This is a genomic window from Microbispora sp. NBRC 16548, assembly GCF_030268985.1.
Classification (GTDB): Bacteria; Actinomycetota; Actinomycetes; order Streptosporangiales; family Streptosporangiaceae; genus Microbispora; species Microbispora catharanthi.
Map to the genome: position 1 here is coordinate 134,771 of NZ_BSSF01000007.1, position 16,457 is coordinate 151,227.

The window sequence follows — 16,457 nt, forward strand, 5'->3', positions numbered from 1 at the left end:
CTGGAAGTTCAGACGTTCAGGAGAAAGACCATGCGAAGCGCTGCGCGCCTCCTGCTCCCTCTCGCCGCTGCCGGGCTGTCCACCGCTCTGGCCGCGGGTCTCGTCGCGGCTCCCGCGGCGGCCTCGCCCGCGTCCGCGGCCTCGGCCGCGTCGGCGGCGGAGACCTGGGAGTGGGGACCGACGGCGTCCTCCGACACCAAGGGCTGGGCGAACGGGTACGTCCGGTCGGGCTCGTCGGGCCTGCGCATCGTCGGCGACCTCTATGACGCGGGCGGGGCGAAGACCTGCTCGTGGGTGAAGATCAAGTGGCTGACCGACCGCGGGAAGTACCGCACGGCGACCTACCGCAACTGCTCCCAGTCCACCCCGCGGACGTTCACGGTGAAGGCCGGGTACATGCTGCTGGCCAAGGCGATGGTCTGCCGGGGCAGCGCGGCCCGGATCACCGGCAAGTGCTCTCGCTGGGAACGCGTCTGGACCCAGGGAGGTTGACCCTCGGGCCGGTCTCTCTCCATCCACGGCGACCGGCCCGAGTACACCCGGACAAAAAGGAATGAAAGTGGGCTGCAAGCGGTCTACCGTAATTCTCGATCGCTCCTGAGACGAGGGGCCGCGCGGTCTGGAGCGGCCCTCTCGCCGAGCGGTCCGGCGGGGGCCGCCCACGTCCTCGGCGCGGCTCCCGCCCCCGTCCTTCGCGAACTGTCGGTCGCCGGAGATACGGTTGCCCTGGGTGTCTGACGAGGGGAGACGGGCGACGTGACCGACAGGGCTGACGAGACTGACGGGCTCGACGGCGCCGAGCTCGATGGCACCGGGCTCGACGGCACCGGGCTCGCGGATGAGGCGAACGGGCACGCGGAGGCCGCGAGCGAGGTCGAGAGTGTGATGGGCGCCGCCGAGACCACCGGGAGTGCCACCGATAGAGCACAGAGCGCGCCGGCCGAGGCCCGGGAGCGGCACGCCGAGCTCACGGAGCTGCTCGAGGACGCCAACTGGCGCTACTACGTGCTCGACTCGCCCACCGTGAGCGACGCCGAGTACGACGGCTGGATGCGGGAGATCCTCGCGCTGGAGGAGGCGCATCCCGACCTGCGCACGCCGGACTCGCCCACTCAGAGAGTGGGGGCGCCGATCTCCACGGAGTTCGCCCCCGTCACCCATCTCCAGCGCATGGAGAGCCTCGACAACGCCTTCGACGACGCCGACCTCGCCGGCTGGCAGGCCAGGGCCGAGCGGCTGATCGAGGTCGACCCCGGGCCTTATCTGTGCGAGCTGAAGATCGACGGCCTGGCCGTGGCACTGGTATACGAGAAGGGCCGCCTCGTGCGGGGCGCGACCCGGGGCGACGGGCGCACCGGCGACGACATCACCCCCAACATCCGCACGCTCGACGACGTGCCGCATCGGCTCAACGGGAACGACGTGCCCGACCTGCTGGAGGTCCGCGGCGAGGTCTTCCTGCCGGTCGAGGGCTTCAAGAAGCTCAACGAGCAGCTCATGGACGCGGGCAAGCCGCCGTTCGCCAATCCACGCAACTCGGCCGCCGGTTCGCTGCGGCAGAAGGACCCGCGCGTCACCGCGCAGCGGCCGCTGCGGATGATCGTCCACGGTGTCGGCAAGTGGGAGGGCGGCGGCCCGCCGCCCGCCACCCAGTCGGCCGTCTACGAGCGGCTGCGTGACTTCGGACTCCCGGTCAGCGACCGCTACAAGGTGGTCAAGAGCCTCGACGAGATCCGTGAGTTCGTCACCTACTACAACGACCACCGCCACGACCCGGAGTACGAGATCGACGGCGTGGTGGTCAAGGTCGACCGGATTCCGGTGCAGCGGCAGCTCGGTTCGACCAGCCGGGCTCCGCGCTGGGCCATCGCGTTCAAGTACCCGCCCGAGGAGGTCACCACCAAGCTCCTCGACATCCAGGTCGGGGTGGGGCGCACGGGCCGGGTCACACCGTTCGGCGTCATGAAGCCGGTGGTGGTGGCCGGGTCCACCGTGGAGCGCGCGACGCTGCACAACGCCTCGGAGGTCGCGCGCAAGGGCGTGCTGATCGGCGACACCGTGGTTCTACGCAAGGCGGGCGACGTCATCCCCGAGATCGTCGGTCCGGTGGTGGACCTGCGGCAGGGCGGCGAGCGGGAGTTCGTCATGCCCACGCACTGCCCGGAATGCGGCACCGAACTGGCCTACGAGCGGGAGGGCGACGCCGACCTGCGCTGCCCGAACGCCCACTCCTGCCCCGCGCAACTCCGTGAGCGGATCTACTTCGCGGCCGGGCGCAACGCGTTCGACGTCGACGGGCTGGGCTACGTCGCGGCGACCGCGCTGACGCAGCCGTTGCCGCCACAGGAGCCTCCGGTCCGCACGGAGGCCGATCTGTTCGACCTGACCATCGAGAAGCTGCTGCCGATCAGGTCGGTGGTGCGCGACCCCGACACCGGTCTGCCGAAGATCGATCCGAAGACCGGTGAGCCGAAGGTCGTCTCCTTCTTCGCCAACATCTCCGGCGAGCCCAGCGCGAACGCCGAACTGATCCTCGACCAACTGGAGAAGAAGAAGGACCAGCCGCTGTGGCGGGTGCTCGTGGCGCTGACGATCCGGCACATCGGGCCGCCCACGGCCCGCGCGCTCGCCGCGGAGTTCCGCTCGATCGACGCCATCGCCAAGGCGTCCGAGGAGGAGCTGGCGGCCGTGGAGGGCATCGGCCCTAGGGTCGCCGCGACGATCAAGGAGTGGTTCGCGGTCGACTGGCACCAGGAGATCATCGAGAAGTGGCAGGCCGCCGGGGTCCGGATGGCCGACGAGTCGCCCGCCGACGAGGGGCCGCGTCCGTTGGAGGGGCTCACCTTCGTCGTCACCGGGACGCTGACCGACTTCAGCCGTGACGAGGCCGGCGAGGCCATCGGCGCCAGGGGCGGCAAGGTCACCTCGTCGGTGTCGAAGAAGACGAGTTTCCTGGTGGTGGGGGACAACCCCGGTTCGAAGTACGACAAGGCGGTCAAGGCCGGCGTCCCGATTCTCAACGAGGAAGGCTTCCACGTCCTCCTCGACAAGGGCCCCGACGCCGCCCGCGCCGTCGCCGTCACCCCCGAGGAATGACCACGCACCCGTAGCAGCCCGGCTCACTACGCCTGCCAGGCGGCCAGCAAATCTTCGGGACCCCAGTGCGCCGCGAGCGGCAGGCCGTCATCGACACCGGATCGGGAAACGGCCACCAGCGGAGTCGTGGGGCCGGCGCCGGGGACGGCGAGCATGTCGCGCATCAGGCTGTCGTACTCGTGCCGCCCGAAAGACCCGTTCTCCAGCCACTTGATCGAGCCGAGGAAGTGGACATGCCGCGCGACCGGCTCGCGGTCCGCCGCGACCAGGTCGATCTCGGGATTGTTCTGGCGGTTCCACCATCCGCCGACGGCCTCGCTCTCGGGCCATCGGTCGTCGGGCAGCAGCCGCAGCAGTGCCTCACGGACGACGGGCTCGACGGCGCGGCCACGCCAGGAGGTCCAGGAACGTGCGATGGAGGCCAGGACACGTTCGCCCCGGCCGCGCTCGACCAGCGGAATGCCGCGGTCGAGGAAGGCGAGCCAGAATCGCAGATAGGGATCGGCGATGCGATAGCGCTTGTTCTTCGTGTCCGGCTTGATCGACAGCGGGGTGTCGGCGGCCAGCACCCGCTTGCCGATGAGGGTGGACAGCAGCGGGGAAAGCGTGCCTGAGGCCAGGGGGGTGGCGCCACCCGCCTCGGTGGCGATGGCGGAGAATGTGCGCTCCCCGCTCCCCACCGCCGACAGGACCGCACGCGAGTGGGAGACCTCGGGAAACTCCCCGAGCAACGACAACTCGCCGGCCATCAGCAGCGCGGACAGCGGATTGGTCAACGACTCCCGCAGGTAGTCGACACGGTTCATGCCTGGCTGCCAGGCCTGAACCACCTCGGGAAAACCACCGGTGATCAGGTAGGCGTCGATGGCGTCGGCGGCGTCCAGCCCGGTCATCACGGCCACATCCGCGGGGTGGAGCGGCTGGACGGTCATCTTCGCGGCGCGACCGAAGAAGGGGCGGCCATAGGACTGAAGCGCCTCCATCACCGACAGGTCACTGCCAACCAGGATGAGCAGCACCGGCTTCGCGGACAGGTGCCGATCCCAAACCGTCTGCAACGCCCCTTCGAACTCGCGGTCCTGTTCCACCAGCCACGGAACCTCATCGATGACCGCGATGCTCGGCGTCTGGTCGGGCACAGCCACGGCCAGAGCGCGCAGTGCCTGGTTCCAGTCCCCGGCCTGCACCCCGGCGATCAATTCGGCACCAGGCAGTTCGGACTGCGCGAGCATACCGACGAACTCGGCGCGCTCGGCCACGGGATTTCGTCCCCTGGTGGCCTGGAAGACCACGTACGGCACGCCGGTGCGGTCGCAGAACTCCTGAACCAGTCGCGATTTCCCCACCCGGCGTCGGCCGGTCATGATCACCGCACGCCCGCGAGTGCCGCCTCGCTCTTCCGCTACCTGCCGCAACTGCCGATCAAGTAGCTCAAGATCTGCGGCTCTCCCCTTGAAGTTCATTGGTCGCCTCGATCATACGTAGAACCAATCTAACGTAGATGTGATCTTACATTGTTAAGGGGCCGGGAGAGGAACCGCGGGCCGCTGACAACACCGGAACGCTGATGAGGGCGGCCTCGCGCCCGGGGAACAGGAGCATCTGCTCTGCTGTTCCCTCGAACGTGCCGACCTCTGCTGATCAGATACCCCAAGCCCTGCACTACGCGGCCTTCACCACCGATCCCGCCGGCGGCAACATGGCCGGGGTGGTGCTCGACGCCGCCGGGCTGGATGAGGCGGCCATGCTCGCCATCGCCGCCGAGGTGGGCCATTCGGAGACAGCCTTCCTGAGCGAGGCTCCGGCGCGGCTCGCCGAAACGGGCCGGACGTTCACCGTCCGATATTTCAGCCCGAAGATGGAGGTGCCGTTCTGCGGGCACGCCACGGTGGCATCGGCGGTCGCGCTCGCCGAACGGATCGGCCCGGGTGGCCTGGTCTTCGAGACGCAGGCCGGAACCGTACCGGTCGAGGTGGCGGCGGATGACGGTGGTGTGCTGTGGGCGACCCTGACCAGCGTGGAGCCGTACGTCGAGCCGGTCGGCGAGCTCGATGTGGCGCAGGCGCTCGACGCGCTGAAGTGGCGGATCGACGAGCTCGATCCCGCACTGCCCCCGCGGATCGCCTTCGCGGGATCGCGCCACCTGGTCCTGGCCGCTGCCACCCGTGAGCGCCTCGCCGATCTGGACTACGACTTCTCCGGGCTGGCGCAGTACATGACCGATCGGGATCTCATCACCCTGCAACTGGTGTGGCGGGAGTCGGCGGACACCTTCCAGGTGCGTGACCCGTTCCCCGTGGGCGGAATCGTGGAGGACCCGGCCACCGGGGCCGCCGCAGCCGCTTTCGGGGCGTATCTGCGGGACCTCGGCGAGGCCGGTCCCGCGGCGAGGCTGACCCTGCACCAGGGTGTCGACATGGGGCGGCCCGGTCTGCTGCGGGTGGAGCTGCGGGACGGGGATCCCAGGGTCCGGGTTTCCGGCGCGGCGGTGTCTGTTCCGGCCGGCGGCTGATCCGGCTCGCGACGACCTCACTCGCAGCGCGGGGCGGCGACGGCAATCGAGCCGATAAGCGAAGGGAAGCACGTCCACGAAGGATGCCCCGCTTGCCGGAAGCGTCAGCGGCCGAGCCAGGAATCGAGCCGACTCAGCAGAGCGGGCTCGGCCTTCAACCCGGCGGCTGTGCCGGTGAACACGGCCTGGCAGGGGGCGCGCCAGATCCGTATCTCCGCGACGGCACCGGTTGTGTCGGCCGCCCACACGACGTCGAGACGGCTGACCGGCACCGCGGCCCGTGTCGGGCGCGGCATACCGCACTCGACACCGTTGACGAAGTCGGTGGTGCCGCGGCTGTCGGTCACGCTCTGTATGGCGGCCGCGGTGTTGAGGAGCCCCCGGACGGGTTCGAGGTCGCCCCGTAGGACACGATGGGCATGCAGTCGTAGATCGTCATCGTCCGCCCGGTAGCGGCAGGCTGTGATCACCGCGAGCGGGCTGGGCAGGAACGCATCCGTACCGCCCCGGTTGGGGGCCATGCCGTCCTTCGGGAACTCCAGATCCGGCCGGTTGTCGATCTCCGCCGTGACTACCTTGGCCGGGCATGTGGGTGCGGGGACGGCGGCCGGGTCCCTCGCGATCTGATCGCGATAGAAGGAGAGGAAGCGGTCAGTGGGTTCGCCTCGCAGAAACCGGGTCCGGCCCGCGCCGTGGACCACGCCGCAGTTGCGGTCGAGCAGGAGCAGCGCGGGCGGCCGGTCGCGGTAGCGCACCGCGAACGACAACTGCTCGCCGTATCCGACAGCGGTGCAGATCTCGCCCATGTGCAGGTCCTTGGGCGGCGTACGGCCCTGAGCGGTCATCCGAGCCCGTGCCGCCGCTTCCGCCTCATCTCGTGTGGGCAACGCGTTGAGCACGGCGATCATCTCGGCGAGGTGGGTACTGAGGGTGCGGTGCTGTCCGGGCCGCGGTGAGGGCATCGCTCCGGGACCGTTCCTCGGCGGCGTGATCAGCTCGCACAGCGTCATCGTGATGACGCCCTCGGCGTCCACCAGAGCCCCCGGCCGATCGGCGGTTCCCCGCGCTTCCAGCACCGCGGTGGGACAGCCGTCCGCCTCCAGGAACCGCGCGTCCAGCATGTCCACGGGAGACGAGGCGGACCCGGCGAGAAGGAACGTGATCACGGCCCCGCCGATCAGGCCGCGCCCGATCCGGTCCCGCCACGAGATCATGAACCGACTGTACGCCGGTCCTCTCCAGCGGATCCCCGAATTCGAGCACCACATGCCGGGACCCGCCGCGAGAGGGGATCGTTCGGGATCAGATGCCGAACTCGCGCGGCTGATGACCGCCCGGCGGCCTCGCCCGTCTGACATGCCACACGAGAAAGGCGTGCCGTACGGATGGGGAGCCGTACGGCACGCCTGGACTATGTGGTGGGGGTCAGGAGGTGGTGCAGACCAGGGGGGACGGGGTGGAGGGGGTCCCGCTGGAGCTGCCGAGGAAGCCGAACGTGGTGCTCGCGCCGGGGGCGAGGTTGCCGTTCCAGTTCAGGTTCGTGGCCGTGACGCTGCTGCTGCCGGTGAGGTTGGCGTTCCACGCCTGGGTGATGGACTGCCCGCCGGGCATCGTCCACTTCACGGTCCAGTTGTTGATCGCCGAGGTGCCCGCGCTGGTCACGGTGACCTCACCCTGGAAGCCGCCGCCCCACGAGTTGACGATCTTGTAGACCGCCGTGCAGCCGCGGTCTCCGGTGAACGTCGGGGACGCGGAAGGCGACGGCGAGGCTGACGGCGAGGCGGAGGGGGACGCCGACGGCGAAGCCGAGGGGGACGGCGACGGCGACGGCGAGGGCGACCGGGACGGGGACGGGGACGGGGACGGGGACGGGGACGGCGAGGGGGTGTACGGGGCGGCTATCGCCAGGTCGTAGGCCCGCTGCGGCACGAACTGACCCGCGGGGGCGATGCAGCCGTCGGACTCGCCCGGAGGCTTGACCCACAGGTACGCCGCGATCGCCGAGTCGCCGGTGTTGGTGGTGCTCCAGGTGCCGGTCGCGCGGCCGGCCGGGTCGCACCACTCGGTGCCGACCGGGCCGTTGCCGTTGCGGCTGGTGTCGATCACGGCCTTCAGCCAGGACACGCCGGTGGCCGCGATCACGCTCTTGGCGTAGGAGACCGCGCCGGAGGTGTACCGGTAGTTGGAGACGTTGAGCGAGATGCCGTCCGCGCTGTTGGCGACGTCGGCACCCCGCAGCCGGTTGGCCATGTCGGAGGCCCCCACCCACGCGTCGTTGCCCGCGTCGAAGAAGACCTTGACGTTCGAGGAGGTGGCCTTGAACTTCTTGCCGGCGTACGCCATGGAGGCCTGGACCTCGGCCTGCTGCGAGGAGTTCATGCAGTTCGGCATGATCGCCAGGGCGTCGGGCTCCAGGACGATGTAGGCGGGACGCCCGCCGAGGCCCGCGGCCACCTGGTCGATCCAGGCGCGGTAGGAGGCGTGGTCGGGAGCACCGCCCGCGCTCGCGCCACCGCAGTCGCGGTTCGGCATCTCGTACACGACCATGATCGGGATCTTGCCGGCCGACGCGGCGGCGCCCACGTACGCGTCGACCTGGCTGCGCACGGTCGAGGGGTTGTAGCTGGCGAACCAGCGGCCCTGAGGGACGGCGGCGATGCGGTCCCTGATCACGGCGGCTTTGCTGTCACCGGGGTTGGCGGCCACCCACTTGGCCGCGTTGGTCGTCGGATCCACGTAGAAGGCGGAGTCGGCGGCCTGCGCGGCGGAGGAGGCGAGCACGGACGCTCCCACCGCGGCCGTGGCGACCGCTGTGAGCACAGCCGCCGTCAATCTGCGAGACATGGAAATACTCCGTCCGGTAATGTGGGAGCGCTCCCACGGTTCTCTCGGATGGTAGGGAGCCGACGGCAGTCCAAGAAGGGCCGCTTGGGGTTTGTCTGGGCGGCCAACCTAATAGGCGCAGGCGGGCGGGGGATCGGACCTGTGGAGCAGTTGAAACTTTCACCGCAACTCCGGTCAGACCGTGATATCTCCAGAAATCATGGTGACGGAGTGTGCCCAAGCGGTTTCGCGAAGTGGCCCAGAGGCCGTACCCTCCCATAGTGACCTCTTGGGGGGTTTCTTACCGATGACGCTTTCACGCGGTCTTATGCCGCTTGCCGGGGTGCCACGCGTCCTCCTGCCCGCCGTCGACCTGGGCGAGATGTCCACGCCCGTCGACACCCGGGACACCGGACCGCGTCCCGGCTCGCCCCTGTGGGCCTACCTCACGGCGGTGACCGCCCTCGGCGTCACCGCGCTGGTGATCGCGGAGGTACGGCTCGGCTTCGGCGAGCTGGGCGAGGTGGCCCGCACTCCGCTGTTCTGGATGCTGACCGTCCTGGTGGTGCTGGGCGAGCTGCGCCCGGTCATGTTCAGCTCCTCGACGCTGGTCGGGGGCACGCCGACCTCCACGATGTTCACCTTCGCCGTGCTGATGTACCAGGGCCTGCCGACGGCGGTGCTGATGCAGGCGGTCGCCGTGGTGGTCAGCGGCCTGGTGCATCGCAGGGCCTGGCACCGGGTGCTGTTCAACCTCGCCCAGGTGACCCTCGCCTGCACGGCGGCCGCGGCGGCCTTCGCCGCGTTCGGCGCGCATCCGGCGCCTCGCGTGCCCTGGACGCCCGACGGCGAGGACATTCCCGCCATCGCGCTGGCCGCGGCGGCGTACTTCGCCGTCCGCGCGATCCTGGTCTGCCAGGCGGTGGCGCTGCACGAGCGCCGGCCGCTGACCCGGGTGATGAAGGCGTCGATCGGCCCGCAGTCCCTCGTCTACGGGGCGCTGCTCGGACTCGCGCCGCTCGTCGTGGTCGTGATGGCGCACTCCACGGCCCTGGTGCCCCTGTTCGTCGCGCCGCTGACCGCGGTCTACTTCACCGCGACGCTCTCGCTGCGCCGCGACCACCAGGCCACCCATGACGGGCTCACCGGCCTGCCGAACCGCAAGATGCTCATCCTGCGCACCGAGGAGGCCCTGGCCGAGGCGCGCGAGCACGAGCGGGTGGGGCTTCTCCTGCTCGACCTCGACCGCTTCAAAGAGGTCAACGACACGCTCGGCCACCCGGTCGGCGACCGGCTGCTGCAGATCGTGGCCCACCGGCTCACCCACAGCGTGCGGCCCGGCGACGTGGTGGCCCGCCTCGGCGGGGACGAGTTCGCGGTGCTGCTGCCGTCGATCAGGGACGCCCAGGCGGCCAAGGAGGTCGCCTCGCGGCTGCGGGTCGCGCTGACCGAGCCGGTACGCCTTGAGGGCATGACCTTCGACCTCGACGCGTCGATCGGCATCGCGCTCTATCCCGACCACGCGCCGGACTTCGAGCTGCTCATGCAACGCTCCGACGTGGCGATGTATCTGGCGAAGGAGGGCCGCACCGGCGTCGAGTTCTACCTGTCGGGCAAGGACCGCAACTCGCCGGAACGGCTGAGCCTGCTCGGCGACCTGCGCCGGGCGATCGACGCCGACGAGCTGGAGCTTCACTATCAGCCCAAGGTGAGCCTGGAGGACGGCAGGGTCGAGAGCATCGAGGCGCTGCTGCGCTGGTGGCACCCGGTGCGCGGGCCGATCTCGCCCGCCGAGTTCATCCCGCTCGCCGAGCAGTCATACCTGATGCGCGAGCTCACCCAGCACGTCATCGGCCACGCGCTGCGGCAGGCGGCCCGGTGGTGGCACGCGGGCGTCGGCGTGCCGGTCTCGGTCAACGTGTCGGCCCGCGACCTGCTGGATTCGAGCCTGCCCGAGCAACTGGAGTCCGGGCTGGAGAAACTGGACCTGCCTCCTGAGGCCATCCGTTTGGAAGTCACCGAGCGCATCCTCATGACGGACCAGGCCTACAGCGCCGACACGATCCGCACCCTGGCCGGACTCGGCATCCAGCTGGCCCTGGACGATTTCGGCACCGGCTACTCCTCGCTGGTCCGGCTCCAGCGGCTCCCGGTCTCCGAGGTCAAGATCGACGCGTCGTTCGTACGGCGGCTCGGGGAGTCACCGGACGACGAGCGGATCGTCCGCTCGATCATCGACCTCGTGCGGTCCCTCGGGCTGAGGTCGGTCGCCGAGGGGGTCGAGTCGCCCGAGGTCGCGACGCTGCTGCGCGAGATGGGCTGCCATGCGGGCCAGGGATGGTGGCTGGCCAAGCCCATGCCCGCGAGCGAGGCGACCACCTGGTTGCGCGGCCGGCTCGGCGCGGCCTTCCTGGACCGCGAGAGCGGCGGCGCCCGTCTCGCGCCGCACTGACCCGTCACAAACGGCGGCGGCGCATTAAGACCATGTGACGCGGTGTCGTCGAGTCGGCCCCGCTCGGCGGCGAGCCCTAGGATGGGTAGGTCCAATCTCCATCATGAAACGGGTTCGACGACTCATGTCCGCCATAACCCGCGATGAGGTCGCTCACCTCGCCCGGCTGTCCCGGCTGGCACTGGCCGACGACGAGCTCGACCACTTCGCCGCCCAGCTCGACCAGATCGTCGGCGCCGTCGCCCGCGTCGCGGAGGTGGCCGCCGACGACATTCCGCCGTCCTCGCACGCGCTTCCGCTGACCAACGTGTTCCGGCCCGACGACGTACGGCCCGGCCTCACGCCCGAAGGCGCCCTGTCCGGCGCGCCCGCCGTGGAGGACGACCGCTTCCGCGTGCCGCGGATCCTCGGGGAGGAAGAATGAGCTTGATTCGCAAGACCGCCGCCGAACTCGGCGCGCTGGTCGCCTCCCGAGAGGTCACCGCCGTCGAGGTCGCCCAGGCCCACCTCGACCGGATCGCCGAGGTCGACGGCCAGGTCAACGCCTTCCTGCACGTGGACGCGGAGTCCGCGCTGGCGCAGGCCCGCGCGATCGACGAGCGCATCGCCGCCGGTGAGACGCTCGGCCCGCTCGCCGGGGTGCCGATCGCGCACAAGGACGTGTTCACCACGACCGGCATGCCGACGACCGCCGGCTCGAAGATCCTCGAAGGCTGGCGCCCGCCGTACGACGCGACCGTGACCCGCCGCCTGCGCGAGGCCGGCCTGGTGATCCTCGGCAAGACCAACCTGGACGAGTTCGCCATGGGGTCGTCCACGGAGAACTCGGCGTACGGCCCGACGCACAACCCCTGGGACCTGTCCCGGATTCCCGGCGGTTCTTCCGGCGGTTCGTCGGCCGCGGTGTCCGCCTACGAGGCGCCGCTGTCCACCGGCACCGACACCGGCGGCTCGATCCGCCAGCCCGCCGCGGTGACCGGCATCGTCGGCATGAAGCCGACCTACGGCGGCTCGTCCCGCTACGGGCTGATCGCGTTCGCGTCCTCGCTCGACACGCCCGGTCCTTTCGCCCGCAACGTGCTCGACGCGGCGCTGCTGCACGAGGCGTTCTCCGGTCACGACCCGCTCGACTCGACCTCGATCGACGCGCCGGTCCCGCAGGTCGTCGAGGCCGCGCGGCACGCCGACGTGGCGGGCATGCGGGTCGGCGTGGTCAAGGAGTTCGGCGGGGAGGGCTACCAGCCCGGCGTCCTCGCCCGGTTCAACGAGGCCGTCGAACTGCTGGAGTCGCTCGGGGCCAAGGTCGTCGAGGTCTCCTGCCCGACCTTCTCCTACGCGCTGCCCGCGTACTACCTGATCGCGCCGTCGGAGTGCTCGTCCAACCTGGCCCGCTTCGACGCCATGCGGTACGGCCTGCGCGTCGGCGACGACGGCACCCGCAGCGCCGAGGAGGTCATGGCCCTGACCCGGGCGGCCGGCTTCGGCCCGGAGGTCAAGCGGCGCATCATGCTCGGCACGTACGCCCTGTCGTCCGGCTACTACGACGCCTACTACGGGCAGGCCCAGAAGGTCCGCACGCTGATCATGCGTGACTTCGAGGCGGCCTTCCAGCAGGTGGACGTGCTGGTCTCGCCGACCACGCCGACCACCGCGTTCCCGATCGGGGAGCGGGCCGACGACCCGATGGCGATGTACCTCGCCGACCTGTGCACGATCCCGACCAACCTGGCCGGCAACGCGGCGATCTCGGTGCCGTGCGGCCTGGCCGACGAGGACGGCCTGCCGGTCGGACTGCAGGTCATGGCCCCGGTCCTGGCCGACGACCGCTGCTATCGGGTCGGCGCCGCCGTGGAGAAGGCCTTCGAGAGCCGGTGGGGCGGCCCGCTGCTGTCCCGCGCGCCCGCGCTCTAGTCGCCGAGGGGAGGGGAACGGCGGCATGATCACCCGCATCGAGATCGACGGCTTCAAGTCCTTCCTGGACTTCCGGCTCGACGTCCCGCCGTTCCTCGCCGTCATCGGCAGAAACGCCAGCGGGAAGTCCAACCTGCTCGACGCGCTGATGTTCGCGGTGGCGGTGGCCCGTGGGGATCGGCTGGTCGATGCCGTCACTGCGGCCCGGGGCGACGCCGCGTCGCTCTTCCACCGGAGGACGGACGGCACGGCGGTAGAGCGGATGCGCTTCGCGCTGGAGTTCTCGCTGTCTCGGGCGGATCTGGACGCCCGGGTGCCCGAGGAGGAGGCAGAGCGCCTTCCGACCTCATGGCGGTACGAGACCGAGTTGCGTCTCATGCCACGGGGTAAGCGTGAGGTGCTGCAGGTAGTGGAGGAGAGCTTCTCTCCGCTCGCCTCCCGGGGATCTCCAGGTCTCAAGCAGTTCCCGCCCCCGGCGATGCGGATGGCCAAGGGAGTCGATCTTCTTCGCATCCCTGACCGTGCGCTTCCTCATGCGGGTGAGAACCGTGACTGGGTGCCCGGGCTGGTGTGCGCCGATGAGCTCGATTCGGTGGCGGTGCTCCGGCTGGAGCCGACGGAACTGGCCCGGCCCAGTCCTCTCGGGCACGAGGTGGGCCTGTCTCCGGCGGGGGCGGGCTTGGCCGGCTATCTCCAAGGCATCGTGGAGGCGACGGCGAGCGACGCGCGTCCCGAGGGCGTGCTTCCGCTCATCAAGGCCAGGCTCACCCGGATGGTCAGGGAGGTCACGGACTTCGATCTCGTCACCGACCCGCTGCGCGGTGACGTCCGGCTGCGTTTCATGTCACGGCATAATGCCGGTTTCGAGGCCGAGCAGGCCTCCGACGGCACGCTTCGCCTCCTGGCGATGCTCGCGGTGCTCTACGACCCCCGTCGGAGAGGGCTTCTCGCGATCGAGGAGCCTGAGAACGGCGTTTTCCCGGAACGGCTGCGCGATCTTATCCGGATAGCGCGGGACGAGACGCGCGAGCGCGACTGGCTGCGGGCCTGGCGCGATCCAGACGACAGTGTCCGTGGCGCCCAGGTGCTCGTGACCAGCCACTCGCCGGTGCTGCTCGACGTCGTCCCCCGGAACGAGGTCGTCTTCCTGGAAAGTGCGACCCGCGTGGGTGGCGGTGTCGCCTCCAGCGCCGTGACCCGGTCTCGCCGCCTCGCCGCTGCCGGAGAGGCGCCACGGCGGGACGCATCTGGAGTGCCGGCGGTGTCCGATGCGGAGTTGGAGCGGTTCCGTGTCGCGGCTAGGGGCGGCTGATGCGGATATTGAGTTGTGCGCTGGTCAGGGAAGGCATTTCTGACGAGTGGTTCCTCGCGCCGTTACTCCGCCGGGCTGTCGAGCATCTATGCGCGGAGGAATTCGACGGGATCGTCGAGGTGCTGCCGGTGCTGTGCCTCGACGCGGATACGCAGCGACCCTCGACAGTGATAGCCGCCGCCGAGGAGGTACGCGGGACCTTCGACGTTCTGCTCTTCCACCGTGACGGCGCTCCGCCGGCGAAGTCGGAGGAGGTGCTCCGGCGGATGCGGGACGCCTGGCGGGAGTCAGCTGCGAGCGAGCAGCTTGTCGCCGTCGTGCCGCTACGCGAGACCGAGGCGTGGGCTCTCTCGGACCTCGAAGCGCTGCGCCGCGTGCTCGCACTGCCTCCCCGGGTGATGAACGAGCTCGCCGCCGACATGCGGGGGACAGTCGAGCAGCTTCAGGACCCGAAGAATCATCTGGCCAAGTTCATAGGCGAGGCCTTGGGCGCGCCGAGGCCGAACCAGCATACGGAGTTCCAGCAGGACTTCCTGGACCGGCTGGCAGAACAGATAGAGATCGGCAGACTGCGGAAGTTGCCTGCTTTCGCCTGCTGGTGGACCGATATGACCAACGCACTGGAGAATCTGGGTTTCCGTTATGGCTGATACCGCGACGCTCATGCCGTACGACGAGGCGCTGGAGCGCTTCGAGCCGGTGCTGGGGCTGGAGACGCACGTCGAGCTGGGCACCGCCTCGAAGATGTTCTGCGGCTGCCCGACGACCTTCGGCGCCCCGCCGAACACGCAGGTCTGCCCAGTGTGCCTGGCGCTGCCCGGCTCGCTGCCGACGGCCAACGAGAAGGCGATCGAGTCGACGATCCGGATCGGCCTCGCGCTGAACTGCACCATCGCGAAGTGGTGCAGGATGGCCCGGAAGAACTACTTCTATCCGGACATGCCGAAGAACTACCAGATCAGCCAGTACGACGAGCCGCTGTGCACGGACGGCTACCTGGACGTCGAGGTGGACGGGAAGACCATCCGCGTGGAGATCGAGCGGGTGCACCTGGAGGAGGACACCGGCAAGTCCACTCACGTCGGAGGCGCGACCGGGCGGATCCACGGCGCCGACTACTCGATCGTCGACTACAACCGGGCCGGCATCCCGCTCGTCGAGATCGTGACCAAGCCGATCGCGGGCACCGACCGGCTCGCCCCGGAGGTCGCCCGCGCGTACGTCACCGAGCTGCGCGAGGTGATGCGCTCGCTCGGCGTGTCCGATGTGCGGATGGAGCAGGGCTCGCTGCGCTGCGACGTGAACGTCTCGCTGATGCCGCGCGGCTCGGCCGAGTGGGGCACCCGTACGGAGACCAAGAACGTCAACTCGCTGCGCAGCGTCGAGCGGGCGGTCCGCGGGGAGATCGAGCGTCAGGCGGCCATCCTCGCCGAGGGCGGCCGGATCGTGCAGGAGACCCGCCACTTCCACGAGGACACCGGGCAGACGACCTCCGGGCGGTCGAAGGAGGAGGCGCAGGACTACCGCTACTTCCCCGAGCCCGACCTGCTGCCGATCGCGCCCGACCCGGCCTGGGTCGAGTCGCTGAAGGCGGCGCTGCCCGAGCTTCCTTCGGCGCGGCGCAAGCGGCTCCAGGAGGAGTGGGGCGTGTCCGACCTGGACATGGCCGCGATGCACAACGCCGACGCGATCGACCTGGTCGAGGCGACGGTGGCCGCGGGGGCTCCCGCCGCCGACGCGCGCAAGTGGTGGATGGGCGAGCTGGCCCGGCGGGCCAACGAGTCGGCCACGGTGCTCGCCGACCTGCCCATCACTCCGGCGCAGGTCGCCCGGGTGACCGAGCTGGTCGCCTCCGGCGCGCTGAACGACAAGCTGGCCCGCCAGGTGCTGGAGGGCGTGCTCGCCGGTGAGGGCGGCCCGGACGAGGTCGTGGAGAAGCGCGGTCTCCAGGTGGTCAGCGACGAGGGCGAGCTTTCGGCGATCATCGACCAGGTGCTGGCGGACAACGCCGACGCCGCGGAGAAGGTGCGCGGCGGGAAGATCGCTGCCGTGGGCGCGCTGGTCGGCGGCGTCATGAAGGCCAGCCGGGGCAAGGCGGACGCGGGCCGGGCCCGTGAGCTGATCCTGGAGAAGCTCGGGGTCCAGGGCTGAGGGAGTCCTGACCCAACGCCGCCTCGCCGTGGGAATCCGCTGAGGCGCCGTCAAGGGCCACCCGCAGCAGGGCGTGAGAACGGCCGGCCACGGTTCCGCGTGGCCGGCCGTCGGCCTGTGCCGGCCGGATCGCCTCCCGCGTGAGCGCGGAAGGTGTTGCTTCGGGACATATCCAGCAGAGGGTGTTTTAGGGTTAACTG

At 70.0% G+C, this 16,457-nt stretch carries 12 protein-coding genes; 9 read left to right on the plus strand and 3 right to left on the minus strand.

The annotated features are described in order from the left end of the window. Window positions 1-30 precede the first annotated feature (30 nt). Together QSK36_RS20815 and ligA are read left to right on the plus strand one after the other, a co-directional pair. Window positions 31-492, plus strand: a complete 462-nt coding sequence (locus QSK36_RS20815) for a hypothetical protein (RefSeq protein ID WP_285783573.1) — start codon at window positions 31-33, stop codon at window positions 490-492. 393 nt (window positions 493-885) lie between these two features. Continuing rightward, window positions 886-3,096, plus strand: a complete 2,211-nt coding sequence (gene ligA / locus QSK36_RS20820) for an NAD-dependent DNA ligase LigA (RefSeq protein ID WP_285783794.1) — start codon at window positions 886-888, stop codon at window positions 3,094-3,096. A gap of 26 nt (window positions 3,097-3,122) precedes the next feature. On the opposite strand, the gene QSK36_RS20825 is transcribed toward ligA, so the two are convergent. Then, window positions 3,123-4,559: an ATP-binding protein gene (locus QSK36_RS20825; protein ID WP_285783574.1), complete on the minus strand. Its 1,437-nt coding sequence runs from the start codon at window positions 4,557-4,559 to the stop codon at window positions 3,123-3,125. 161 nt (window positions 4,560-4,720) lie between these two features. Between QSK36_RS20825 and QSK36_RS20830 the strand changes: the two genes are divergently transcribed. After that, the gene (locus QSK36_RS20830; RefSeq protein WP_285783575.1) at window positions 4,721-5,608 is read left to right on the plus strand and encodes a PhzF family phenazine biosynthesis protein; all 888 of its coding nucleotides are present in this window, start codon (window positions 4,721-4,723) and stop codon (window positions 5,606-5,608) included. A gap of 104 nt (window positions 5,609-5,712) precedes the next feature. Here the strand turns inward: QSK36_RS20830 and QSK36_RS20835 are convergent, their stop codons facing one another. Together QSK36_RS20835 and QSK36_RS20840 are read right to left on the minus strand one after the other, a co-directional pair. Then, window positions 5,713-6,822 carry a hypothetical protein gene (locus tag QSK36_RS20835; RefSeq protein ID WP_285783576.1) on the minus strand — a complete coding sequence of 370 codons (1,110 nt, stop codon included), beginning with the start codon at window positions 6,820-6,822 and terminating at the stop codon, window positions 5,713-5,715. Between the two features lie 211 nt (window positions 6,823-7,033). After that, on the minus strand, window positions 7,034-8,452 hold the full coding sequence (locus QSK36_RS20840) for a glycoside hydrolase family 6 protein (protein WP_285783577.1): 1,419 nt from the start codon (window positions 8,450-8,452) through the stop codon (window positions 7,034-7,036). A gap of 361 nt (window positions 8,453-8,813) precedes the next feature. On the opposite strand from QSK36_RS20840, the gene QSK36_RS20845 reads away from it, so the two are divergent. The 6 genes from QSK36_RS20845 (at window position 8,814) to gatB (ending at window position 16,257) form a co-directional block, all read left to right on the plus strand. After that, window positions 8,814-10,883: a putative bifunctional diguanylate cyclase/phosphodiesterase gene (locus QSK36_RS20845; RefSeq protein WP_285783795.1), complete on the plus strand. Its 2,070-nt coding sequence runs from the start codon at window positions 8,814-8,816 to the stop codon at window positions 10,881-10,883. Window positions 10,884-11,007: 124 nt separating this feature from the next. Further along, on the plus strand, window positions 11,008-11,307 hold the full coding sequence (gatC, locus tag QSK36_RS20850; protein ID WP_030506108.1) for an Asp-tRNA(Asn)/Glu-tRNA(Gln) amidotransferase subunit GatC: 300 nt from the start codon (window positions 11,008-11,010) through the stop codon (window positions 11,305-11,307). After that, a complete protein-coding gene (gene gatA, locus QSK36_RS20855; RefSeq protein ID WP_285783578.1) occupies window positions 11,304-12,794 on the plus strand; it encodes an Asp-tRNA(Asn)/Glu-tRNA(Gln) amidotransferase subunit GatA in 1,491 nt (496 codons plus the stop codon). The genes gatC and gatA overlap by 4 nt, the downstream gene beginning before the upstream one ends. Window positions 12,795-12,819: 25 nt before the next feature. Further along, on the plus strand, window positions 12,820-14,106 hold the full coding sequence (locus QSK36_RS20860) for an AAA family ATPase (protein WP_183540570.1): 1,287 nt from the start codon (window positions 12,820-12,822) through the stop codon (window positions 14,104-14,106). Next, window positions 14,106-14,756, plus strand: a complete 651-nt coding sequence (locus QSK36_RS20865) for a DUF4276 family protein (protein ID WP_285783579.1) — start codon at window positions 14,106-14,108, stop codon at window positions 14,754-14,756. Before QSK36_RS20860 ends, QSK36_RS20865 begins: the two co-directional genes overlap by 1 nt. After that, on the plus strand, window positions 14,749-16,257 hold the full coding sequence (gene gatB, locus QSK36_RS20870) for an Asp-tRNA(Asn)/Glu-tRNA(Gln) amidotransferase subunit GatB (RefSeq protein ID WP_183540566.1): 1,509 nt from the start codon (window positions 14,749-14,751) through the stop codon (window positions 16,255-16,257). Before QSK36_RS20865 ends, gatB begins: the two co-directional genes overlap by 8 nt. Window positions 16,258-16,457 lie beyond the last annotated feature (200 nt).

Coding starts and splice junctions, on each gene's coding strand:
- gatC (WP_030506108.1), top strand. CDS start 11,008: ATGTCCGCCATAACCCGCGATGAGGTCGCTCACCTCGCCCGGCTGTCC.
- QSK36_RS20860 (WP_183540570.1), top strand. CDS start 12,820: ATGATCACCCGCATCGAGATCGACGGCTTCAAGTCCTTCCTGGACTTC.
- QSK36_RS20815 (WP_285783573.1), top strand. CDS start 31: ATGCGAAGCGCTGCGCGCCTCCTGCTCCCTCTCGCCGCTGCCGGGCTG.
- ligA (WP_285783794.1), top strand. CDS start 886: ATGGGCGCCGCCGAGACCACCGGGAGTGCCACCGATAGAGCACAGAGC.
- QSK36_RS20840 (WP_285783577.1), bottom strand. CDS start 8,452: ATGTCTCGCAGATTGACGGCGGCTGTGCTCACAGCGGTCGCCACGGCC.
- QSK36_RS20865 (WP_285783579.1), top strand. CDS start 14,106: ATGCGGATATTGAGTTGTGCGCTGGTCAGGGAAGGCATTTCTGACGAG.
- gatA (WP_285783578.1), top strand. CDS start 11,304: ATGAGCTTGATTCGCAAGACCGCCGCCGAACTCGGCGCGCTGGTCGCC.
- gatB (WP_183540566.1), top strand. CDS start 14,749: ATGGCTGATACCGCGACGCTCATGCCGTACGACGAGGCGCTGGAGCGC.
- QSK36_RS20845 (WP_285783795.1), top strand. CDS start 8,814: ATGTCCACGCCCGTCGACACCCGGGACACCGGACCGCGTCCCGGCTCG.
- QSK36_RS20835 (WP_285783576.1), bottom strand. CDS start 6,822: ATGATCTCGTGGCGGGACCGGATCGGGCGCGGCCTGATCGGCGGGGCC.
- QSK36_RS20825 (WP_285783574.1), bottom strand. CDS start 4,559: ATGAACTTCAAGGGGAGAGCCGCAGATCTTGAGCTACTTGATCGGCAG.